General features: G+C 34.3%; 27 protein-coding genes. 17 read left to right on the forward strand and 10 right to left on the reverse strand.

Going from position 1 to position 22,997, the window contains the following annotated elements:
* Window positions 1-25: 25 nt before the first annotated feature.
* The 3 genes from ACWA1F_RS10030 to ACWA1F_RS10040 all read left to right on the forward strand — a co-directional run bounded on the left by ACWA1F_RS10030 (window position 26) and on the right by ACWA1F_RS10040 (window position 1,966).
* Window positions 26-394: a PUR family DNA/RNA-binding protein gene (locus ACWA1F_RS10030; RefSeq protein WP_306157030.1), complete on the forward strand. Its 369-nt coding sequence runs from the start codon at window positions 26-28 to the stop codon at window positions 392-394.
* A gap of 177 nt (window positions 395-571) precedes the next feature.
* Window positions 572-1,396: an alpha/beta hydrolase gene (locus ACWA1F_RS10035; RefSeq protein ID WP_456893633.1), complete on the forward strand. Its 825-nt coding sequence runs from the start codon at window positions 572-574 to the stop codon at window positions 1,394-1,396.
* Between the two features lie 24 nt (window positions 1,397-1,420).
* Window positions 1,421-1,966: an RBBP9/YdeN family alpha/beta hydrolase gene (locus ACWA1F_RS10040; protein ID WP_456893634.1), complete on the forward strand. Its 546-nt coding sequence runs from the start codon at window positions 1,421-1,423 to the stop codon at window positions 1,964-1,966.
* Between the two features lie 164 nt (window positions 1,967-2,130).
* Here the strand turns inward: ACWA1F_RS10040 and ACWA1F_RS10045 are convergent, their stop codons facing one another.
* Window positions 2,131-2,466 (reverse strand): tRNA-binding protein, encoded by a 336-nt coding sequence (locus ACWA1F_RS10045; RefSeq protein ID WP_456893635.1) that lies wholly within the window; start codon window positions 2,464-2,466, stop codon window positions 2,131-2,133.
* 126 nt (window positions 2,467-2,592) lie between these two features.
* Between ACWA1F_RS10045 and ACWA1F_RS10050 the strand changes: the two genes are divergently transcribed.
* The 3 genes from ACWA1F_RS10050 (at window position 2,593) to ACWA1F_RS10060 (ending at window position 4,930) form a co-directional block, all read left to right on the forward strand.
* Window positions 2,593-3,486 (forward strand): alpha/beta fold hydrolase, encoded by an 894-nt coding sequence (locus ACWA1F_RS10050; protein ID WP_306157016.1) that lies wholly within the window; start codon window positions 2,593-2,595, stop codon window positions 3,484-3,486.
* Window positions 3,487-3,612: 126 nt separating this feature from the next.
* A complete protein-coding gene (locus tag ACWA1F_RS10055) occupies window positions 3,613-4,167 on the forward strand; it encodes a thioredoxin family protein (RefSeq protein WP_456893636.1) in 555 nt (184 codons plus the stop codon).
* 370 nt (window positions 4,168-4,537) lie between these two features.
* A complete protein-coding gene (locus ACWA1F_RS10060; RefSeq protein WP_306157020.1) occupies window positions 4,538-4,930 on the forward strand; it encodes a GreA/GreB family elongation factor in 393 nt (130 codons plus the stop codon).
* Between the two features lie 94 nt (window positions 4,931-5,024).
* On the opposite strand, the gene ACWA1F_RS10065 is transcribed toward ACWA1F_RS10060, so the two are convergent.
* The 8 genes from ACWA1F_RS10065 to ACWA1F_RS10100 form a co-directional block, all read right to left on the reverse strand.
* Complete coding sequence (locus ACWA1F_RS10065; protein ID WP_456893637.1) at window positions 5,025-5,339, reverse strand: cytochrome c; 315 nt, start codon at window positions 5,337-5,339, stop codon at window positions 5,025-5,027.
* A 91-nt stretch (window positions 5,340-5,430) separates the two neighbouring features.
* Window positions 5,431-6,363 carry a peptidylprolyl isomerase gene (locus ACWA1F_RS10070; protein WP_456893638.1) on the reverse strand — a complete coding sequence of 311 codons (933 nt, stop codon included), beginning with the start codon at window positions 6,361-6,363 and terminating at the stop codon, window positions 5,431-5,433.
* Between the two features lie 42 nt (window positions 6,364-6,405).
* Window positions 6,406-7,560, reverse strand: coding sequence for an MFS transporter (locus ACWA1F_RS10075; RefSeq protein ID WP_456893639.1), 1,155 nt, complete (start codon window positions 7,558-7,560; stop codon window positions 6,406-6,408).
* 279 nt (window positions 7,561-7,839) lie between these two features.
* Complete coding sequence (locus ACWA1F_RS10080) at window positions 7,840-8,181, reverse strand: cupin domain-containing protein (protein WP_306158702.1); 342 nt, start codon at window positions 8,179-8,181, stop codon at window positions 7,840-7,842.
* Between the two features lie 6 nt (window positions 8,182-8,187).
* Window positions 8,188-9,090 (reverse strand): Zn-dependent protease, encoded by a 903-nt coding sequence (locus ACWA1F_RS10085; RefSeq protein WP_456893640.1) that lies wholly within the window; start codon window positions 9,088-9,090, stop codon window positions 8,188-8,190.
* 9 nt (window positions 9,091-9,099) lie between these two features.
* Complete coding sequence (locus ACWA1F_RS10090) at window positions 9,100-9,972, reverse strand: sugar phosphate isomerase/epimerase family protein (protein ID WP_456893641.1); 873 nt, start codon at window positions 9,970-9,972, stop codon at window positions 9,100-9,102.
* A 31-nt stretch (window positions 9,973-10,003) separates the two neighbouring features.
* On the reverse strand, window positions 10,004-10,540 hold the full coding sequence (locus ACWA1F_RS10095) for an NADPH-dependent FMN reductase (RefSeq protein WP_456893642.1): 537 nt from the start codon (window positions 10,538-10,540) through the stop codon (window positions 10,004-10,006).
* Between the two features lie 66 nt (window positions 10,541-10,606).
* Entirely contained in the window at window positions 10,607-10,957 is a 351-nt protein-coding gene (locus ACWA1F_RS10100; RefSeq protein WP_456893643.1) for a hypothetical protein, read from the reverse strand.
* A 182-nt stretch (window positions 10,958-11,139) separates the two neighbouring features.
* Here ACWA1F_RS10100 and trmD point away from each other — a divergent pair, with 182 nt between their 5' ends.
* The 9 genes from trmD (at window position 11,140) to rlmF (ending at window position 21,162) form a co-directional block, all read left to right on the forward strand.
* The gene (gene trmD, locus ACWA1F_RS10105) at window positions 11,140-11,814 is read left to right on the forward strand and encodes a tRNA (guanosine(37)-N1)-methyltransferase TrmD (protein ID WP_456893644.1); all 675 of its coding nucleotides are present in this window, start codon (window positions 11,140-11,142) and stop codon (window positions 11,812-11,814) included.
* Window positions 11,815-12,044: 230 nt separating this feature from the next.
* A complete protein-coding gene (gene rplS / locus ACWA1F_RS10110) occupies window positions 12,045-12,395 on the forward strand; it encodes a 50S ribosomal protein L19 (RefSeq protein ID WP_306158712.1) in 351 nt (116 codons plus the stop codon).
* Window positions 12,396-12,675: 280 nt separating this feature from the next.
* Window positions 12,676-14,895: an NADP-dependent isocitrate dehydrogenase gene (locus tag ACWA1F_RS10115; RefSeq protein WP_456893645.1), complete on the forward strand. Its 2,220-nt coding sequence runs from the start codon at window positions 12,676-12,678 to the stop codon at window positions 14,893-14,895.
* 142 nt (window positions 14,896-15,037) lie between these two features.
* On the forward strand, window positions 15,038-17,419 hold the full coding sequence (locus ACWA1F_RS10120) for a TonB-dependent receptor (RefSeq protein WP_456893646.1): 2,382 nt from the start codon (window positions 15,038-15,040) through the stop codon (window positions 17,417-17,419).
* Between the two features lie 28 nt (window positions 17,420-17,447).
* Window positions 17,448-18,269, forward strand: a complete 822-nt coding sequence (locus tag ACWA1F_RS10125; RefSeq protein ID WP_456893647.1) for a DUF4249 family protein — start codon at window positions 17,448-17,450, stop codon at window positions 18,267-18,269.
* Window positions 18,270-18,271: 2 nt separating this feature from the next.
* Complete coding sequence (locus tag ACWA1F_RS10130; protein WP_456893648.1) at window positions 18,272-18,754, forward strand: GyrI-like domain-containing protein; 483 nt, start codon at window positions 18,272-18,274, stop codon at window positions 18,752-18,754.
* A 2-nt stretch (window positions 18,755-18,756) separates the two neighbouring features.
* Window positions 18,757-19,203, forward strand: coding sequence for a DinB family protein (locus ACWA1F_RS10135; protein ID WP_456893649.1), 447 nt, complete (start codon window positions 18,757-18,759; stop codon window positions 19,201-19,203).
* Between the two features lie 94 nt (window positions 19,204-19,297).
* A complete protein-coding gene (locus ACWA1F_RS10140; protein ID WP_456893650.1) occupies window positions 19,298-19,960 on the forward strand; it encodes a thiamine diphosphokinase in 663 nt (220 codons plus the stop codon).
* A 251-nt stretch (window positions 19,961-20,211) separates the two neighbouring features.
* Window positions 20,212-21,162 (forward strand): 23S rRNA (adenine(1618)-N(6))-methyltransferase RlmF, encoded by a 951-nt coding sequence (gene rlmF / locus ACWA1F_RS10145; protein WP_456893772.1) that lies wholly within the window; start codon window positions 20,212-20,214, stop codon window positions 21,160-21,162.
* A gap of 172 nt (window positions 21,163-21,334) precedes the next feature.
* On the opposite strand, the gene ACWA1F_RS10150 is transcribed toward rlmF, so the two are convergent.
* Window positions 21,335-21,460, reverse strand: a complete 126-nt coding sequence (locus ACWA1F_RS10150) for a hypothetical protein (RefSeq protein WP_456893651.1) — start codon at window positions 21,458-21,460, stop codon at window positions 21,335-21,337.
* A 15-nt stretch (window positions 21,461-21,475) separates the two neighbouring features.
* On the opposite strand from ACWA1F_RS10150, the gene ACWA1F_RS10155 reads away from it, so the two are divergent.
* Together ACWA1F_RS10155 and ACWA1F_RS10160 are read left to right on the forward strand one after the other, a co-directional pair.
* Window positions 21,476-21,706 carry a uroporphyrinogen decarboxylase gene (locus tag ACWA1F_RS10155; protein WP_125721554.1) on the forward strand — a complete coding sequence of 77 codons (231 nt, stop codon included), beginning with the start codon at window positions 21,476-21,478 and terminating at the stop codon, window positions 21,704-21,706.
* Between the two features lie 90 nt (window positions 21,707-21,796).
* Window positions 21,797-22,747 carry an alpha/beta fold hydrolase gene (locus tag ACWA1F_RS10160; protein WP_456893652.1) on the forward strand — a complete coding sequence of 317 codons (951 nt, stop codon included), beginning with the start codon at window positions 21,797-21,799 and terminating at the stop codon, window positions 22,745-22,747.
* Window positions 22,748-22,997: the final 250 nt, after the last annotated feature.

A 22,997-nucleotide genomic window follows, 5' to 3' on the forward strand; every position in this document is an offset into this window, starting at 1 on the left:
AATTCCAAAAATGATAGAACGTATTATGAGAGAAAATGACATGTTAGAAAAAGAAGAGATTTTTTCTAAAGTATTACGAGCAGGAAGAAGAACTTATTTCTTTGATGTGAGAGCTACCAAAGCTGATGATTATTACATTACTATTACCGAAAGCAAAAAATTTACTGAGGAAGATGGTTCTTTTCACTTCAAAAAACACAAAATCTATTTATATAAAGAAGATTTTAGTGCTTTTGCTGAAATCTTAGAAGAAATGACTTCTTATGTTTTAAACCACAAAGGAGAAGAAGTAATTTCTGAAAGACACCAAAAAGATTTTAAAAAAGAATATAGCTCTGAAAAGGCTGAAAGCCAAAGATCTAGTTTTACAGATATTGATTTTGACGATATTTAATCAAAATCATCTACATATATAAGAGTCCAATTTGTTCTGCATTTTGGACTTTTTTTATATATTTATGTTTGAGATGTGAATTGTAAAATGTGAGACGTACAATTCATACATCTTTCAACTCCAACATTTTCACAGATTACATTTTACTTCTAACATTTTACTATTAACTCACAAAAAATGAAAAAATTAATTCTTCTTTTAAGTTTCTTCTTCTTCGTAATTTCTCTTTCTGCACAGCATATAGAATATGAAACGAAAAATAACATTCAATATTATAATGCATCAGCAAATAAAGCAGACAAATACATCAGTGAAAGATGCGTTTTAGATCTTTATTATCCAAAAAATAAAACTGGATTTGCGACAATTGTGTGGTTTCACGGCGGCGGATTAACTGGAGGAAACAAAGAAATTCCTGAAGCTTTAAAAAATAAAGGTTTTGCTATTATTGGTGTAAACTACAGACTTTCTCCTAAAGTAAAAGCTGCCAAATGTATTGAAGATGCTGCCGCTGCAGTTGCATGGGCTTTTAATAACATCACGAATTATGGCGGTGATAAATCTCAGATTTTTGTTTCCGGACATTCTGCTGGAGCGTATTTAAGTTTAATGATTGGTTTAGATAAAAAATGGCTTCAAAAAGAAAATATCGATGCTAATTCGATTGCAGGACTTATCCCGTTTAGCAGTCAATGTATTACGCATTTTGAGATTAGAAGAGAAAATGGAATTCCAGAGAAACAGCCAACAATTGACGAATTTGCTCCTTTATATTTCGTTCGCGCCGATGCTCCGCCATTATTATTAATTACGGGAGATCGTGAATTGGAAATGCTTGGCCGTTATGAAGAAAACGCCTATATGGCCAGAATGATGAAATTGGTTGGGCATACGCAAACTAAATTATACGAATTAGACGGTTATGGCCACGGAATGACAGAACCTGCTTTTCCGCTTTTGGTTAATGAAGTAAACCGAATTTTAAAAGAACGTAAAAAATAATCACTAAATAAAAATTCCACGGCAATGGAGACACAACTATTAATTATACCAGGACTTGGAGATTCTGGCGAAAAACACTGGCAAACTTTTTGGCATCGAAAATTCGAAAATTCAATTCGAGTTATACAAGATAATTGGGACGAGCCTATTCGAGAAGAATGGCTTGAAAGACTAAACGAGAATATCTTGAAACTGGACAAACCAACCATTTTAGTTGCGCACAGCTTAGCCGTTTCATTGGTTTTGCATTGGGCAGAAAAATATAGTAATCCAAACATTATTGGCGCATTTTTAGTCGCTCCAGCAGATGTAGATTCACCGGAACATACACCAGAATGCACTAGAAACTTTTCACCAATGCCACTTTACAAATTACCCTTTCCATCTGTTTTGGTAGCAAGCGAAAACGACCCTTATTCTCTTTTCGAAAGAAAAAAATACTTTGCAGAAAAATGGGGAAGCGATTTTGTAAACGTTGGAAAACAAGGTCACATTAACTCCGATTCTGATTTAAAATATTGGGAAGAAGGACAGGAGATTTTACGTGAGTTTCTTTCTAAAATAAATTAAGAGTATTCAGTGGTCAGTTTTTTAGTGCTCAGTTGTCAGGCTGAGCGGAGTCGAAGCCCGTGCCAATAGGAACGCCCTTCGACTTCCCTCAGGGTGACAATTCAATTAAAATATTAAGGATCCAAGAACTGAACACTAAAAATCTGAACACTGAATACTAAAAACTACCCAATCCTCAGTCCATTTTCTATTTTAAAATCGGGAGCCAGTAAAATTACATCTCCCTCCTCGCCTACAGCACCAAGAACCAAACATTCGCTCATAAATTTTCCGATTTGTTTTTTCGGAAAATTGACAACAGCCACAATCTGACGATTTACTAAATCTTCTTTTTGATATCTTTTGGTTATTTGTGCCGATGATTTTCTGATGCCTATTTCTGATCCAAAATCAATTGTCAGCTGATAGGCTGGTTTTCTGGCTTCAGGAAAATCGTTTACTTCTACAATGGTTCCGACACGCATGTCGGTTCGTTCAAATTCATTCCAAGTCAAATCCATATTTATGCTTTTATTACAAACCTATAAATTTTGTAATTAATGCGCCTAATTCTATAACCCATTTCTTTTACTAACGGGCTAATTTTACTATAGAAACTAGTAGCTTAAACGTAAATAACATATAACATGGAACATACTGAACCAAATGCATGCATGTCAATTAAAGATTTTGAATCTAATTTAAAACAGGTTCATACCGATAAATACATAGAAGTCGCACAAAATGTAAGGCTTTATGTTAAAGATTACGGTCAGGGAAAACCGGTAATTTTGATTCACGGCTGGCCTCTTTCTAATGAAATGTGGGAATATCAGATTGATCATTTAGTACAAAATAATTTTAGAGTAATTGCCTACGACCGACGCGGATTTGGAAAATCTTCTCAGCCTTGGGACGGTTACGATTATGACACTTTAACAGATGATCTTCAAGAAATTATAGAACAGTTGGAATTAACAGACGTAACACTTGTCGGATTCTCAATGGGTGGCGGAGAAGTTGTTCGCTATTTTAGCCGTCATGGCGGGAAAAACGTTTCTAAAATTGCTTTGATTTCTTCTATTATTCCATTCCTTTTAAAAACTCACGACAATCCTGATGGGCATCCAAAAGAGAAAAGCGACAATACAGCGGCAGCTCTTAAAGAAGACCGAATCGGGTTTATAGATAATTTTGGAAAAACATTTTTCGGCGTTAATATTATCAATAAACCTTTAAGCACACCTTTGCTGGAATACTATAGAGCTTTATGTTCGGTAGCTTCTCCGCGTGCTACTTTAAAATGTGCAGAATCATTTTCTTACACTGATTTTAGAGACGAATTGGATTTTATAAAAGTTCCTGTTCTGATCATTCACGGAGACGATGACAAAATTGTCCCTATTGATCTTACTTCCAGAAAGGCAGCAAAATCTATCGCAAACAATACTTATATTGAATACGAAGGAGCGCCACATGGCTTATTTTATACCGACAGAGAAAAACTGAATGAAGATTTACTGCAATTCTTAAATTCATAAAAAATATAAAAAGTATCCAAAGAAGCAAGCTGATACAGCTAACTGCTTTCTTTGGATATTTTTATTCTTGTGCTCTTTTATTTACAGATTTTTAAAGCTATTTTTGAAAATCAAATTTCAAATAAAATGGCACGAACAGAATCAACAATGCTTCCATTAGGAACAATTGCTCCTGAATTTTATCTAAAAGATACCAATTCAAACCATACTTTTTCTTTTGAAGATTTAAAAGGTTCTAAAGGCACTTTGGTGATGTTTATCTGCAATCATTGTCCGTTTGTGCACCATGTAATTACAGAAATTGTAATGATCGCCAATGATTACCGCGTGCAAGGACTTGGCGTAATTGCGATTTCGAGCAATGACGCTGTAAAATATCCGCAAGATGGTCCAGAATTGATGACCGATTTTGCTATAGAAAACAAAATCGATTTCCCTTACTTATATGATGAAAGCCAAGAAACGGCAAAAGCCTATCAAGCAGCTTGCACTCCAGATTTCTATTTATTTGACAGTCAAGACAAATTGTTTTACCGTGGCCAACTAGACGATTCAAGACCTGGCAACGGGATTCCGCTTAGCGGAAGCGATCTTAGGGGCGCAATTGATGCGTTAATTTACAACAGAAGTTTAAAAGAGCCGCAGAAACCAAGCTTAGGCTGCGGCATAAAATGGAAGTAATTACGCATTAATTTAAAAAGATTTCGTACTTTTGTAAATCGGTTTAGTCAACTTTATGAGAAATACAATACCATCTACAGCCTCTATAAAGCCGTTTTGCATAGCAGAACCGCTTGCTGCTGTAATTATTTCGCATAATAAGGCCTTTATTTTTTAGGCCTCCGTCTACTTCACTTTTTTCTTCTTTTTGACGGAGGATTTTTACCAGATTTTAAATACTTAAAATTATTTGACAAAATCAAATTGGTCAGATATTTTTTGTTTTTTCTCATTTTATAAATTTCAAAAACAAACATTTAAAAAGTTTACACAACAAACTTTTCTAAAAAATCATTCACATAATTAGTACAACAATAAAATTCAGATAGATATGAAACCAACTCCAACTTTCTGCAAAGCAGATTATCAATTTTTAAGAGAATTGATTTTAAAAAATAAAAATGAAACTAATACAAAAGAAGCCAATCAGCTTTCGCAAGAATTAGATCGTGCTGTAATAAGCAAAGAAAGCGATTTAAATTCAGTGATTCGCGTCCATTCTTTTGTAACGATTGAAGATGTAAAAGCTGGCAAACAAATGAAAATTCAGATCGTTTTACCTTCTGAAGCAGATATAAAGCAATCTAAAATTTCAATTCTAGCGCCATTAAGTGTTGCTATTATTGGTTTTAAAGAAAATGATCAGGTAGACTGGGAAATGCCTGCTGGTATCAAAACTTTGAAAGTAATAGCTGTCGATAATTCAGCTGTACATCATTCTTAAATTTAAAACACCTCATTTTTTGAAGGTGTTTTTTTATATCTATCTGAAAACAAAAAAACTGTTCGAGTGAACAGTTTTTTTTGTTTTGAGCCAATTATAATTGGGAATGAATGTAATTGGTAATTGATGCCATTTTCACATCATCTAACTTTGCTTTTTTCTGCATGATTGCTAAAATTGGCGCCCAATCTTCTTTGGTGAACTGTTTTGGTTCGTACAATTTATGGCATCTTGCACAACTATTCTCATAGAGATTTTTTCCTTCTGCTAATTCTGGTGTTAATGCTGCTGTAACTTGTGCTGTTTCAACTGGAGCTGTCGCTTTGGTTTCTGCAACTGCTGTTGTTTTTTTTGTTCCGCAAGAAGCTAGAGCTAGAACCAATCCTGTTAGGATTACATATTTTTTCATTGTCTTTGGTTTTTTAGTAAATATAAAAAAATCCCATATGCCGTGGCACATGGGATTGCTTATAAGGACAATTTAAAATTGTTCTAAATTCTTATTTTACGTCCATTAATTCAACGTCAAAAATCAAAGTTGCGTTTGGCGGAATTACTCCTCCTGCACCAGCTGGTCCGTAAGCTAAATCAGATGGAATTACAAAACGAGCTTTGTCTCCAACTTGCAATAAAGCAATACCTTCGTCCCATCCCTCGATAACTTGTCCAATTCCTAATTTGAATTCGATTGGTTTTTTACGTGGGTAAGAAGAATCAAAAACTTTTCCGTTTTCTAAAGATCCTTCGTAGTGAACAGAAACTGTTTTTCCAGCCTCAGCTTTTTTACCGTCTCCTTTTTGAATCATTTTGTAACGTAAACCTGTTTCTGTTCTATCAAAACCAGCAGCCAATTGTTCCATTTTTGCTTCAGATTCTGCTTTTAAAGCTGCTTCTCTTTTTAGACGAGCACCTTTTAAACCAATGAAAGCTTCAATTGCATTCCATTTTTGAGCCTCTTCTCCTACTCTGATAATTTCAACAGACTCTAAGTTATCGCCTTGAGCAACAGCATCAACAATATCCTGACCTTCTATAACGTGTCCAAAAACAGTATGTTTATTATCTAACCATGGAGTTGGAACATGAGTGATGAAAAATTGAGAACCATTACTTCCAGGTCCTGAGTTTGCCATAGAAAGAACTCCTGGACGATCGTGTTTTAAACTTGGGTGAAATTCATCATCAAATTTATAACCTGGATCTCCAGTTCCTGTTCCTTTTGGGCAACCACCTTGAATCATGAAATCTGCGATAACTCTGTGGAAAGTTAATCCGTCATAGAATTTTTGCCCTTGAGGTTTTACTTTATTTTCCATATTTCCTTCTGCAAGAGCAACAAAGTTTCCTACAGTTCCTGGCGTCAAATCGTGTGTCAATTTTACTAAAATTGAACCTTTGCTAGTATTGAATTTAGCGTATATTCCGTTTTCCATGTTGTTATTTTTAATTTGAAAGCAAATTTACAAATTAATTTTTTAATCAATTTGCGCTTTCTGTTTTTTAGATTTTGATTTATATGTAAGTCCGTAAATTGTTAATGACAGTGCAGATAAAACCATACAGCCAATTGTTACGGCATGCCATCCGCCTAGTTTCCATAATAACAAACCATAAGCGGATCCTGCAGCCGTTCCTAAAAAGGTAAGCGACATAAATACCGTGTTTAGTCTGTTTCTAGCTTCAGGCAATAAGGAATATACTCGCGTTTGGTTTGAAATGTGAACGCCTTGAATTCCAATGTCAATAAATACAATTCCGATTGCAATTCCGATTACGCTTTCTATAGCAAAATAGAAAACAAAAAAGCTTATTAATACCAATAAACAGCCGTAACCAACTGCAATTCTTGAGTTTCCTTTATCTCCCAGTTTTCCAACCAAAGGCGCTGCTAAAGCCCCAGATGCACCAACAATTCCAAATAATCCAATTGTGGCACTATTGAAGTTAAACGGTTCTCCAGAAAGCAATAAAACCATTGTAGTCCAGAAAGCTCCAAATTGAGCAAAACTGAATACGTTGATTGCTGTTGCTTCGCGCAAAACTGGCTGTGTTTTTATAAGCGTAAAAAGCGACTGAATTAACTGCCCATAAGTTCCTTGAAACTGTGGTTTATTGTACGGGAATTTACTTTGAATAACAAAAAAGATCAAAAGACAAATTCCGGCTGCGATATAAAACATCGATCTCCAGCCCAAAACCTGACCAATAAAACCGCTTAACGTTCGCGAAAGCAAAATTCCGACAAGAAGTCCGCTCATGATAGTTCCGACAACTTTTCCACGCTGTTCTGGCGCACTCAAAGAAGCCGCCAAAGGCAAAATAAGCTGCGGTACAATCGATGTGATTCCGATTAGCAGGGAAGCAATTTGTAAAACAAGAAAACTTTTGGCCGTTGCTGCAATCAATAAGGCAATTACAGTAGCGAAAGTCGTCATTAAAATCTGCCTTTTACGTTCTATTTTATCGCCAAGCGGCACCATAAAAAACAGTCCGATAGCGTAACCCGCCTGAGTTAGGTAGGTTATGGTTCCAGCGCTGGCTTCAGGAATTTTAAATTCGTTGGCAATTAAAACAATCAAAGGCTGGCAGTAATAAAGATTTGCAACTATAAGACCAGTGCAAACTGCCATAAACAGTACATTAGTTTTTGATAAATTCATTTTGCAAAAGTACCAATCTAATCATTAGCAAAACTTTAAAAAATATATAAAATTTTGTTTTTTGAACCATATAGGTCATATAGGTTTATTTAAAATAGTTTTCGTGAAAACCTAAATGTTTTTGTAAACCATATAAGCAATTTAAGTTCATTTAAATACAGAACGAAAACTTATATGATTTTAAAACATTAGCAGACACACTGCTTCTATTTTCTTATATTACTTATATGGTTTAAAAATTATAACCTTTTAATAATTCAAAAAGTCTTCGCGTGCAGGGCTGAAAACATCGGTTAACATTCCAGTTTCTAGACAAACAACTCCATGCACTGCATGCGGCGGAATGTAGAAACTGTCTCCTTCTTTTAAAGTCTGCGTTACGCCACTTATGGTTACATCAAATTTTCCGCTTGCGATATATGTTACTTGCGAATGATAATGATCGTGTAAAGTACCAATTCCGCCTTTTTCAAAATGCACATTTACTAGCATTACTTTTTCGTCAAAAGCCAAAATCTTACGTTTGATTCCTTCTCCTACTACTTCCCACTCAATTTCGTCTCCTTTTATAAATTCTTTGCTTGTTGCCATTTTTATTTATTTTTTTATTTTTTCAAGGTCTTTTTCCATCAATGCCAAACCTTCTGCAAGATTATTCTTTTCAAAGTAATTTTCTAGTTCTTTCAACCTTTTAACATTATCAAATTTAAATCCTGAATATAATTTTCTCTGGCAAAGAGAACACAATCTAATCCAATGTCGATCGGTCTCAGACATACTGTTAGTGCCGTTCATAACACAATTGGCTTCAATACAATGATGCAGGCCAAACATATGTCCTATTTCATGCGAACAGATTTTCAATAATCGATCTAAAGCTAAATTAAAATCAGCTTCTTTTTGCATTCTGTACATAGAACTTACGGCTATTTTATCTCGATAAGATGCCAAACCAAAAACATAATTCCATTCTGGTTTTGGATACAAATCTTTTTCTGTAATAGCCATTAAAGCAATTCCTTTCTCAGGTTTTTCTTTTTTTAGAACATCAGTTAAAATATATCCCGCTAAAAATTGTTCCTGCCCTACATCACCTATCCTTCTTGCATTATTTGGAATAATATCATTTGAAACACCTTCTAAAACTTTTGTTTCTAACTGAAAGAATATTGCTAAATACTGGCGTACTAATTCAATCTGTTTGATTTGAGAAGAATTAAAAGTTCCAATAGGCTGCAAATAAATAATATTCTCTTCTTTAGTTGGAACAATGTGTTTCGTTTTTATGAATTGCTCAAAACTCTGTCCTTCTTCGTTATGAGAAAACAACCAATCGCCAAAAGCGGGTTTTTCTAGCTTTACATCATTGACTTTAATATCCTCAAAATAAGGTAAAGGTGTTAAATCGAGCTTTATATTTGAACTCGTTACCGATTTTTGTTTTTTGTCTGATTGACAAGAACAAAAAATCACAAAAAACAAAAAAAGAAGTTTCTTCATAAAGAATAACTAAATTAAATTTTTCGAAATAAAATCACAGCTTGATTTTATAGAATCAAAAGAATTCAGCGCAAAATTATTTTCCTGTTCTACAAAAAAATGAATCATTCCTGATTGTTTTGCGGCTGCGAATAAGGGTTTAAAATCTATTGTTCCAGCCCCGACTTCTGTATTTAAATCATTATTCTTTTTGTCTTTATCTTTTACGTGCCACATTTTAAAACGCCCCGGATTTTCTTTAAATAATTTTAAAGGATCATTTCCAGAATGGATCACCCAGTATAAATCCAATTCAAAATACACCAAATCTTTGTCGGTTTCTTTTAATAAAATTTCAAAACCTGTAACTCCATCGTGTTTTTGAAACTCAAAATCATGATTGTGATATGCTAGTTTCAAACCCGCTTTCTCACACATTTTTGCAGCTTCATTTACGCGCGCCGCAATCTTTTTATAATCTTCTATATTTCTTCTGAAAGGTTCATCAACCCACGGAACTGTTAGAAATTCATTTTTTAAAATTTTAGCCGCTTCAATCGAAGCAATTAATTCTGTAGTGTTGCCATCGTACAAAAAGCTTCCCAAATTATAATGTCCGCTGACTGCTTTTAAGCCGTTTTCATCCAAAATCTTTTTCAATTCTTGAGGCGTTAAACCCCAAAACTGATCTTTGGTCGAAAAACCGTATGTCTCGACAGTGGTATATCCTTCTTTGGCAACTTTTTCTAAAGTTCCTTTTACATCTTTTGGAAGTTCGTCGCGAAGCGTGTACAGCTGTAAACCTATTTCTTTTTTATCCATAGAAAATGCAAATGATGGCGATGCCAAAACTGCTGTCGTGGCAAGACCTGTGGTTACGATAAAATTTCTTCTGCTAATCATTTTATGATATAAATTTCAGAAAGTAAATATATTATAAAAATTGATTCTTAAAGTTTTTAGCAAAATTTTGAAGTGCATTTTCCGTTTCTTCTGAAACAATTTCTCCATCTGCATTCACTTTTCCGCGCACTCCCTGGATGAGAAGCTGTGTTGAATCGTCAAATTTAGCTTCAAGGGTTTTCATAATCAACAGCAACTGTTCATGAGCCATTTCTCCAGAGGCAGAAGCGGTAATTAGACCTGCTTTTTTGTTTGAAAAAATGGTTGTCGAAACACACCATTCTAAAGCATTTTTCAAACTTCCCGGAAGACTGAACACATATTCGGGCGTACAAATAATAACGCCGTCAGCATTTACTATTTTATTTCTAAAGGAAAGAATTTCTTGCGGAGGATTATCAGTATCTAAATCTGGATTAAAATGAGGAAGCATTTCTAAACCTTCAAATATTTCTACTTGAAATTGAGGGTTTAGGCAATTTGAAATGTATTTCAGAATTTTGAAGTTACTAGAATTGTTTCTTGTACTGCCCGATATAGCGAGGATTTTTATTTTTGGTGAAATCATTAAATAAGCAATTCGTATTTTTAAATGGAATCTAAAAATACGAATTGTTTAAATATCTAAAAAAATTTAATTAGAAGTCAGATATAATCCTGCCTGTTTTGATGAATCAATTGCTTGCGGCGGATAATTTTGCTTTTCTTGTCGCGTTGATGTGACTTTGCCTTCTTTATTTACATAGACAAAATTATAGCGCCAATAATTTGATCCTGCTATTGATGACGAACCTTCGTCGGTAAAAACCTGATCTGCATAAACTAGAATTTCACCATTTTGATTATTATCTAATGTTCTTACCGGATTACCCAAGATTTTAAGCACTTTAGATTTGGATTCTCCCACAGCGACAGTGGTTGAACTGGTACTTGCGCAGGAAATAAAGAGCGCGAGTAACGCAGGAATTAATATTGCTTTTTTCATAACTCAGTATTTAAATTTATGTTGGTGTTTTGGTTGTTATTTTACTGATAATTAACAATGTAATAATACCTAAAGTTATAACATTAAATTTTACATAATTTATTAAGTATGTTATATAATTATTACCAAAAGACTGATTAGCATTATTTGTATCTTTGCACGCAAGAAAATTATCGGATACAATGCGAATTGACATTATTACTCTTTTACCTGAATTATTAAGAAGTCCGTTTGAGGCCTCAATTATGAAACGCGCCATTGATAAAGGTTTGGCCGAAGTGCATTTTCACAATCTTCGTGATTATAGCACCAACAGACAGAAAAGTGTAGACGATTATCCTTTTGGCGGAGGTGCCGGAATGGTAATGACAATTCAGCCTATCGATGATTGTATCACGCATTTGAAAAGTCAGCGTGAATATGACGAAGTGATTTATATGTCACCAGACGGCGAAACTTTAAACCAGAAAATGGCAAACAAAATGTCGATGTACCAAAACATTATCATTTTATGCGGACATTATAAAGGTGTTGACCAAAGAGTGAGAGATCATTTTATTACAAAAGAAATTTCAATTGGCGATTATGTTTTGTCTGGAGGAGAATTGGGCGCCATCGTTTTGTCTGATGCCTTAATCCGATTAATTCCTGGTGTTTTGAGTGACGAAACCTCAGCGTTGACAGATAGTTTTCAAGACAATTTATTATCAGGACCAATCTATACAAGACCAGCAGACTATAAAGGCTGGAAAGTGCCAGAAGTTTTAACCAGCGGACACGCAGCAAAAATCGATAAATGGCGCGAAGACATGGCTTTTGAACATACTAAAAATAGAAGACCGGATCTTTTAGAATAAATTTTCTAAATTCCAATCTTTCAAATTCCAAATTCCAATTTGTAATGCACTGATCAATTGGAATTTGGAATTTTTATTTTCTTGGAATTTTAAATGTAAAAAAAATGGGATTTGGAATTTATTTTTATTGGAATTTACTTTTTTTTACCTACATTTGCACCCGAATTTGACCAACCTCTGGCGAGATCCGTGAATGTTGTTCTAATATAAAAACCATAATTTAAATTATCATGGCAGATTTATTAAAATTCGTTCAAGACGAATTCGTTGCTAAAAAAGATTTCCCAGATTTCGGAGCTGGAGACACAATCACTGTTTTCTACGAAATTAAAGAGGGTGAAAAAACAAGAACTCAGTTTTTTAAAGGAGTTGTTATTCAAAGAAGAGGTTCTGGTAACACAGAAACTTTTACTATTCGTAAAATGTCTGGAGCTATTGGAGTTGAGCGTATCTTCCCAGTTAACTTACCAGCTTTACAAAAAATTGAAATCAACAAGAAAGGTGCTGTTCGTAGAGCTAGAATTTTCTACTTCAGACAACTTACTGGTAAAAAAGCTAAGATTAAAGATAAAAGAAGATAATCATTTATCTAAATGTTATAAAAAACTCGTTTCATACCGTTTGAAACGAGTTTTTTTTATGCCCTAATTTCAGCACTAAGAAAACCGTAATTTTTTAATATCAAAATCATCAATTTAGCAATTTAACAAGCTCGAAATAACAATCTGTTAATTTCATCTTTTCTCTTCAAAACTCAACCGTTTTCGTTGTGATTTTATTATATTTGCTCCGCTCATTTTGAGCCGAATATATCTTTTACATCGTTAACTCCTGACGATACGATTATAAAAAAAAAAGAAAATGACAAAATCAAAAATTTTTTACACCTTAACTGATGAGGCGCCGTTATTGGCAACTTACTCTTTGTTACCAATTGTTCAAGCTTTTACAGCAACAGCTGGAATTGAAATCGAAACCAGAGATATTTCGCTGGCTGGAAGAATCCTTTCAAACTTCCCAGATTCTTTGACTGATGCTCAAAAAACTGGAGATGCATTGGCAGAATTAGGCCAATTAGCAACGCAGCCAGAAGCAAACATTATCAAATTACCAAACATTTCTGCATCTGTACCGCAATTAAAAGCGGCTATTGCTGAATTACAATCGCACGGATACAACGTACCAAATTTCCCAGAAGATCCACAAAACGATGCTGAAAAGGAAATTAAAGCAAAATATGCAAAAGTTTTAGGTTCTGCTGTAAACCCAGTTTTACGTGAAGGAAACTCTGACCGTAGAGCTCCAAGAGCAGTTAAAAACTTCGCAAAAGCAAATCCGCACTCTATGGGTGCTTGGTCTGCTGACTCAAAAACTAAAGTAGCTTCTATGTCTAACGGTGATTTTTACGGAAGTGAAAAATCATTGACTGTAAACGAAGCTAATGATGTAAAAATCGAATTTGTTGCTAAAGACGGATCTACAACTGTTCTTAAAACAAGTACTCCACTAAAAGCAGGCGAAATTATTGATAGCTCTGTTTTAAGCGTAAACAAATTAAAAGCTTTTGCTGCTGATGTAATCGCTGAAGCTAAAGCTGCAGGAGTTTTACTTTCTGTACACTTGAAAGCTACAATGATGAAAGTTTCTGATCCAATTATCTTTGGCGCTATCGTTGAAGTATATTTTGCAGATGTTTTCACTAAATATGCAACTTTATTCGCAGAATTAAACGTTGATACTAGAAACGGTTTAGGCGATATCTACGCTAAAATTGCTGGAAGACCTGAGCAGGCTGAAGTTGAAGCGGCTATCGATCAGGCAATTGCAAACGGACCTGCTTTAGCGATGGTTAATTCTGATAAAGGAATTACAAACTTACACGTTCCATCTGACGTAATTGTTGATGCTTCTATGCCTGCAATGATCCGTACTTCTGGACAAATGTGGAACAAAGAAGGAAAATCTCAAGATACATTTGCTGTTATTCCAGATCGTTCTTACGCTGGAGTTTATACTGCAACAATTGACTTCTGTAAAAAACACGGTGCTTTTGATCCTAAAACAATGGGAAGTGTTCCTAACGTTGGATTAATGGCTCAAAAAGCAGAAGAATACGGATCTCACGACAAAACTTTCCAAATTAAAGGAGACGGAGTTGTTCGTGTAGTTGATGCAAACGGAACTGTTTTAATGGAACAAAACGTAGAAACTAACGATATTTTCAGAATGTGTCAGGCAAAAGACGCTCCTATCCAGGACTGGGTTAAATTGGCTGTAAACAGAGCTCGTTTATCAAGTACTCCTGCTGTTTTCTGGTTAGACGAAAACAGAGCACACGATAGAGAATTGATCGTAAAAGTTCAAAAATACCTTAAAGATTACGATACAACTAACTTAGATATCAGAATCTTAAACCCAATTGCTGCTACAGAATTTACTTTAGACAGAATCATCAAAGGTTTAGATACTATCTCTGTAACAGGAAACGTGTTACGTGACTACTTAACAGATTTATTCCCAATTTTAGAATTAGGAACTTCTGCTAAAATGCTTTCTATCGTTCCTTTAATGAACGGTGGTGGATTGTTCGAAACTGGTGCTGGAGGCTCTGCTCCTAAACACGTTGAGCAATTTACAGAAGAAGGATATTTACGTTGGGATTCTCTTGGAGAATTTTTAGCTCTTGGTGCTTCTTTAGAGCATTTAGGACAGACTTTAGACAATTCTAAAGCAATTGTTTTATCTGAAACTTTAGATCAGGCTAACGACAAATTCTTAGCAAACGATAAATCTCCTGCTCGTAAAGTTGGTCAGATTGACAACCGTGGTTCTCACTTCTATTTAGCATTCTACTGGACTCAGGCATTAGCTGCTCAAACTAAAGATGCTGAATTACAAGCGATCTTCGCGCCTATTGCTGCTGAATTTGAAGCTAACGAAGCTAAAATTGATGCAGAATTAATTGCTGCTCAAGGAAAAGCTCAGAATATTGGAGGTTACTACCAGCCAACTCCTGAGTTAGTAAGCAAAGCAATGCGTCCAAGTGAAACTTTCAACGCTATTGTTGCTAAAATCAAATAATTCAGAATACAACTGTATTTCTAAATAAACAAAAAGGACAACTCACAAGGTTGTCCTTTTTTTATCTTAACTTATGTTTAACAAAAGTTCCGTAAGAATATGTAGTAAGAATTTGTTAACTATGTAAATCAAAATCAATATAATGATTACAAAAAATACCTGCACATTTTTTCTTTTTATTTTAACGATTTTCACTTCATTTGCTCAGGAAAAATTCACTCTAAGCGGAACAATCAGCGATAGCAAAAACAACGAAACTTTAATTGGAGTAAATATCTTTATTCCATCTTTAAAAATAGGAACCACAACAAACGAATACGGTTTTTATTCTCTTTCTGCTCCAAAAGGAGAATACGAAATTGAAATCAGTTATGTTGGTTACCAAACCATTCTAAAAAATATTGTTTTAAATCAGAATACAAAAAACAATTTCTCGATAAAAGAAGGCGGAGAAGAACTCCAAGAGGTAATCATTACAGAAAATAAAGGCAAAATAAATATCAAATCGCCAGAAATGAGCGTGAACAAACTCTCTATTTCGACCATAAAAAAAATGCCTGTCGTTTTAGGAGAAGTTGATGTTATAAAATCCATTTTATTGCTTCCAGGCGTTACCAATGCAGGTGAAGGCGCTTCTGGATTCAATGTTCGCGGAGGCGGTGCAGATCAGAACTTGATTCTTTTGGATGAAGCCACAATTTTTAATTCGTCTCACGTTTTCGGATTCTTTTCTGTTTTTAATCCCGATGCCATTAAAGATCTAAAACTATACAAAGGCGGAATTCCGGCGCGCTACGGCGGAAGAGCTTCTTCTGTTTTAGAAATTTATCAAAAAGACGGCAGCAGTAAAGATTTCCACATGAATGGCGGTATTGGATTAATCTCTAGCCGATTGCTTGCCGAAGGACCGATTGTAAAAGACAAAGGTTCTTTCTTAATTGGCGGAAGAGCTTCTTATGCGCATCTTTTTTTGAAACTCTCTGAAGACAATAAAAATAATGCCGCCTATTTTTATGATTTAAATACCAAATTGAGCTATAAACTCAACGATAATAATAGTCTCTACTTATCGGGTTATTTTGGCCGAGACGTTTTCAGATTAAATAAAAGTTTCACCAATACTTACGGAAATTCCACTTTAAATTTTAGATGGAATCATTTATATTCCGACAAATTGTTTTCCAATCTATCCTTAATTTATAGTGACTATTATTACGGATTGGATCTTGATTTTGTAGGCTTCAAATGGGATTCTGGCATTAAAAACTACAATATTAAATACGATTTCAAGCATTATCTTTCAGATAAATTAAAACTGAATTATGGAGTAAACGGAATTTATTATCAATTCAATCCCGGAACGATTAAACCTTCTAGCGAAGATTCAGGAATTAATCCAGATCAATTGGATAAAAAATATGCTTTTGAACCTTCTGTTTATTTGGACGCAGAAAGTCAACTTTCTAAAAAAATTACAATTGCTTACGGATTGCGCTACAGCTTATTTTACAGGTTAGGCGCTTCTACTATTAATTATTATAATAATAATCAAGCAGTTGTCTATAATAGCAATATGCAGATTTACGAAAAAGGAACTCCAACTTCGACACAGTATTTTAGCAAAAACAAAGTTATTCAGAGCTACGATAATTTCGAACCGCGTTTCTCTATTTCTTATCAATTAAATGAAAATCAAGCCATAAAAGCCAGCTACAATAGAATGGCACAGTATCTTCAATTAATTTCTAATACTTCATCTCCGACTCCTTTAGACGTCTGGATGCCGAGCGATAATTACATCAAACCTCAGCTTGCAGATCAAGGGGCAATCGGCTATTTTAGAAATATTTATAACGGTGCTTATTCCCTAGAAGTCGAAACCTATTATAAAAAAATACAAAACCGATTAGATTATATAGACGGAGCTGACTTAATTGCCAATAATGCCATTGAGCAAGTCATCTTAAATGGCCAAATGCGTGCGTATGGTTTAGAACTGATGATTAAGAAAAACAAAGGTAAATTTAACGGCTGGATTTCTTATACTATTTCCAAATCAGAACAGCAGACTCCTGGCAGAACTCCAGAAGAAATCGGAATTAATAACGGTAATTGGTACGCTTCGGCTTATGATAAAACTCATAATTTAGCCATAACATCGGCATACAATTTAAATGAAAAATGGTCATTTGGTGCTAACTTTGCTTTGCAGTCAGGACAGCCTGTTACTTATCCGAATGGGCAATACGAATATTTAGGAATTACGGTACCAAGTTACGGACTGAGAAACGAGAACAGACTTCCTGCATATCATCATTTGGATATTTCTGCAACTTTAACACCAACAAAAAATAAAGATAGAAATTGGAAAGGCGAATGGGTTTTCAGCATTTACAACCTTTACAATCGTATGAATGCTGCCTCAATCAATTTTCGTCAAAATGTTGACACAGGTGCAAATGAAGCCATTAAAACATCCATTTTCGGAATTGTTCCCGCGGTCAGTTATAATTTCAAATTCTAAAAATCAATTAAAAACTAAAAATATAAATATGAAAAAATTAGTTTTTTTAATCGCATTTTTCACATCGCTACTCTTCATAAGTTGCGAAGAAGTTGTTGATGTTGATTTGGATACAGCTCCTCCAAAATTGGTGATCGAAGCTGCTATCAATTGGGAAAAGGATACAAAAGGAAATGAGCAGACCATAACGCTGACTACAACTACGAGTTATTTTGAAAACGTAATTCCAACTGTTTCTGGCGCCATTATTTACATAGAAGATAGTCACAAAGAGAGATTTAATTTTATCGAAATTAAAAAGACTGGTCAATATGCCTGCAGCAATTTTAAACCTGTTATTGACGAAGAATATACTTTAACTATAATTAGCAGAGGAAGTAGATATATCGGAACTGAAACTTTAAAATCAATAGCGCCCATCACGCGAATAGACCAAAATAATCAAGGCGGTTTTACTGGAAAAGATATCGAAATAAAAGCGTTTTATAATGATCCTGCCGATGCAGAAAATTACTATTTGTATAAATATTTATATCCTAATAAAGTCAAATCGATCTTTTATGTAGATGAGGATAAATTTTTTAATGGCAATGAATTCTTCAGTATTTCAGACGATGAAGATTTAGAAATCGGAAATGAAATTGAAATAACGCATTACGGAATTTCAAAACAATATTATAATTATATGAGTATCTTAGTTAGCATTGCCGGAAGCAATTTTGGAGGACCTTTTCAGTCTCCGCCAGCAACCGTAAAAGGAAATATGGTCAATGTAACTACAAAAGATAATTATCCGCTTGGATATTTTTCCTTAAGCGAAACCAGTACAAAAAAGTACAAAATCGAATAATCATGCGACCTATAATCAAAAACTTAACCGAGAAAAAACTCCTTGGGCATTTTATAGAAATGTCTTTTATTGAAAATAAAACTTTTCAATTATGGAGCGGTTTTATGCCACACCGAAAAGAAATAAAAAATGCCATTGGCGCTAATTTGTATTCTCTAGAAGTATATAAAGAAAACCATTTTGATAATTTTGATCCTAATGACAGTTTTCAAAAATGGGCTGCCGTAGAAGTTTCAGATTATTCAACTATTCCAGAAGCAATGCAAACCTTAGTTGTTCCCGATGGTTTATATGCCGTTTTTCTTCATCTAGGCCCAGCTTCAGACGCGCACAAAACCTATCATTATATTTTTGCCGAATGGCTTCCAAATTCTGAATATACCGTAGACAATAGACCGCATTTTGCTGTTATGAACGAAAAATATAAAAAAGACGATCCAAATTCTGAGGAAGAAATCTGGATTCCGATAAAAAGCAGAAATTAATTATGATCATAGAAACTTTAAAATCCCTTTTAAACAGAGATTTAAACAAACTAAAATTTGAAATCGAATCTTACGAATTCGAAAAACAAATTTGGGCAGTTGATAAAAACATTTCGAATTCGGCGGGAAATCTATGTCTGCATTTAATCGGAAATCTAAACACCTATATTGGCGCAGAAATAGGAAAAACGGGTTACGTGCGAAATCGTCCTCTGGAATTTTCTTTAAAAGACATCCCAAAAACGGAATTAATTTCTAAAATCGAAAACACAATTGAAGTCGTCAATAACGCTTTAGATTTACTAACTGAAAAAGATTTAGAACAGATTTACCCGCAGATTGTTTTTGAAAAAGAAATGACAACCGGTTTCTTCCTTATTCATCTTTCAACACATTTAGCTTATCATTTAGGACAAATCAATTACCACAGAAGACTTCTAGATTTCTGATTTTAGAATGCAGATTTTAGATTACCTAACATTATCTAATGATCTAATTTCCCAATTATCTCATTAACTTTGCACTTCATTCAAAAAAACGTACATGTCATCACATCATATAGTCCGCGACGATCAAGAACCCGCTTTAATAATTGCAAACGGCGCCGCCTGCGATCCTGAATTATTAGGACAATTGTTAGAATGGTCTCCGTTGGTTGTGGTTTTAGATTCGGCTATAGAAAGAGTGATCGAATTAGGCATCAAAGTCGACGTTTTGTTGGGAGATTTTGATCGCGGTTTCGATCCCGAAATTTACAAAACTTCTCAATTTCCGATAGAAATTGTCCATACTCCCGATCAAGACAAAACCGATTTAGAAAAGGCTTTTGATTATTTAATCGAAAGAAAAATTCCAGCCGTAAATGTAGTTTGGGCAACCGGAAGACGCGCCGATCATACGATTACCAATCTTACCAATATTGTAAGATATCGAAATCTGCTTAAAATCGTCATTTTAGACGATCATTCTAAAATATTCCTTCTGCCAACAAAATTCGAGAAATGGTATACGGCAAAAACTCCAATTTCTCTTATTCCAATCGGCGTTGTAAAAGGTATTTCTTCAACCAACTTAAAATATCAATTAAAAGACGATACTTTAACAATGGGTTACAGAACCGGAAGCAGCAATTCTGTCGAAAAAGATGGCATTGTTTCTATTATTCATTCAGACGGCGATTTGCTTTTAATGGAGTGTTTTGATTAAAAAAGAGCCATCGGCTCGAATAATTTTGTAGCCTCGGATTTTAATCCGAGGTATAATGATATACATCCACAATTTTGAGAACCAAAGGTTCGGCACATATCTTCAAGAATAAATCGATCCTATGCAACTCATCTGAATATCATCAATCAAATTCAACGGATTAAAATCTGTTGCTACAAAATATAGATCATTCCTACGGAATTCTAATTCCAAAAATGGAATACCTATCTTTGCAATCGAAATCAATGAAAATGAAAGCAAACGACAATTTAGAAAAAAGCAATTTACATCCAAGAAACCTTCATCGTTCCCGTTATGATTTTGAGCTTCTTATTTCAAATTGTCCTGAGTTAAAAGAATATGTTTCAATCAACAAATACCAGATCGAAACAATTGATTTTAGCGATCCAAAAGCAGTAAAAGTCCTTAATAAAGCCTTACTCAAAACCTATTATAATATTGGCTTTTGGAATATTCCTTTGCATTATCTCTGCCCTCCTATTCCCGGCCGCGCCGATTATATTCACTACATCGCCGATTTATTAGCAGAAAGCAATAACGGTGTAATTCCGAATAATTCTAGCGTTTTAGGTCTAGATATCGGAACAGGCATAAATATGATCTATCCGATATTAGGAAACTCAATATACAATTGGAGCTTTGTTGCTACCGATATAGATAAAAAAGCAATCGAAAATTGCGGTAAAATTATTGAAGCAAATCCGCATCTTATAGATTCTATTAGTTTACAGCAACAAACAGAACTTCGATTCATCTTCAAAAATATTATAATTCCAGAAGACCGATTTTCTTTTACCATGTGTAATCCGCCCTTTCATGCCTCTGCAGAAGAAGCGGCTAAAGGCTCTTTAAGAAAAATCAAAAACCTTAATCCGAAAGACAAAAAAATCAATGCTCCCGTTTTAAATTTTGGAGGACAAAGCAACGAATTATGGTGCAATGGTGGTGAAATCGCTTTTATAACGCAAATGATTTATGAAAGTGCACATTACAAATCGCAATGTCTCTGGTTTACGACTTTAGTCTCAAAAAAAGAAAATCTTCCTGCTATTTATAAAACCTTGAAGAAAGTAAATGCTGTTTCTGTTAAAACAATTGAGATGGCACAAGGGCAAAAAAATAGCCGCATTGTCGCTTGGAGTTTTTTGAATGAACAGGAATCAAAGAGTTGGAAATTTTAAGAATTAAAAACATTTTGATTTTTGTAATAATTTAAAATGTGTCGCTCCTCCGGAGCTTTAGTCAATGCGCTTAGATTTCGCTATAAATATTTGGCTCCTCTGGAGCCTTAGCATTAATGAATGAAGCAATGTTGATATAGTCCCAGCGGGACGAAATATTTATAGAAGAATATTATCCCTCTTTTTCAAAGCCCCAGCGGGGCGAAATATTTTGATAAACTAAACCTTTTAAAATATCTGATTTCTGAACCCAAACCTTGATTTTATAATTTCCTTTTGTTACATTTATTGTAAACATTTCAAAATCAAGATTATGGCAGAATATATTGGTTATCTCGCGTCTGTTTTTATTGTTGGCGGTTTCTTGCTCAAAAACCTTAGAACAATTCGGTTTATTAATATGTTTGGCTGTATCTGCTTTGTCATTTATGGCATTTTTCTAAATGATTATCGAGATTTCAATCAATGGCTTTGGCCAGTTATTATTCCGAATGCTATTTTAGCTTTTGTGCAGATCTATTATCTCTCTTCGAAAAAGGAATAGACCTTAAAATTTTGATAGTTTAAACTAAAATTATATGACACCTTAAATCTTCATCTGAAGTAATTTTAGGTATAAATCTAATTCACTATCATGCTTAAATCTGCTCTAAAAATTGCGGTTTTATTTTTATTTGTCGGTTGTTCTTCAACACAAAAATTCAGCGATTACAGCTTTAAAACCAAAAAAGACAAAGATTCTTATACAAAAGCGTACGACAAAGCGCTTAAACTTTGGGATGTTCCCTACACCGAAGAAGATGTCAAAACTACTTTAGGAACTGCTCATGTTGTTATTGCTGGTCCTAAAAACGGAAAAAAACTGGTTTTACTCCACGGAATGGATGCCAGCTCGACAATGTGGTATCCAAACATTAAAGCTTTAGCCAAAAATCATCGCGTTTATGCTATCGATTTTTTAATGGAACCCAATAAATCCGTTTATACAAGAAACTCCATTTTTACTGGAATCTCTCCTTCTGCTAACGAAATCGTGAAATGGTACAACGAAATTTTCGACCATTATAAATTGAAGAAATTTGATATTGTAGCCGCTTCACGCGGAGGATGGGTTGCCACTTTGTTAGCCACTCAAAAAGGAAATTCGATAAATAGAATTGTTTTATTGAGTCCCGCGCAGACTTTTAAATTTATTGATAAAATTGGAAAAACAAGTTCGGCTTTGATGCTGAAACTTTTTCCAAGCGAAAAGAAATTTGGAAAAACCTTAACCACATTTTCCACACATCCCGAAAAAATAAGTCCGCTTTACAAAAGGCAATTTTATTTAGCAAATAAATATGCAAAATCAAATTCGAGTATGCTGAAAATGATGCCTTTTTCTGAGAAAGAATTAGAATCCATCCAAAATCCGGTTTTGATTTTAATTGGCGATCATGATGTTATTAATGGCGAAGAAAGCATCGAAAGAGCAAAGAAATATTTAGTCAACAGCGAAACCAGAGTCATAAAAGATGCTGGACATTTCCTTTCTATAGATCAATCCAAAATAGTCAATGATGCTATGGTTGACTTTTTGAAATAATGTTTTTTTTTAGCCGCGAATTCTCGAATTTCTTGAATTTTATCTGCCACAGATTAAAGGATTATAAAGATTTTTCCAAATTGAATTAAAAAAAATCCTTTTAATCTGGGAAATCTGCGGCTAAACATTATTCAGCATTAAATAAAAAATTAGCGTAATTCGTGAAATTGCTTCGCCTATTCGCTATCGCTCGGGTCGTGGCTAAAAAAACTTAGCGAAACAAACCAAAAAAAATCCTTTTTAATCTGTG

This window comes from Flavobacterium erigeronis (assembly GCF_054075165.1).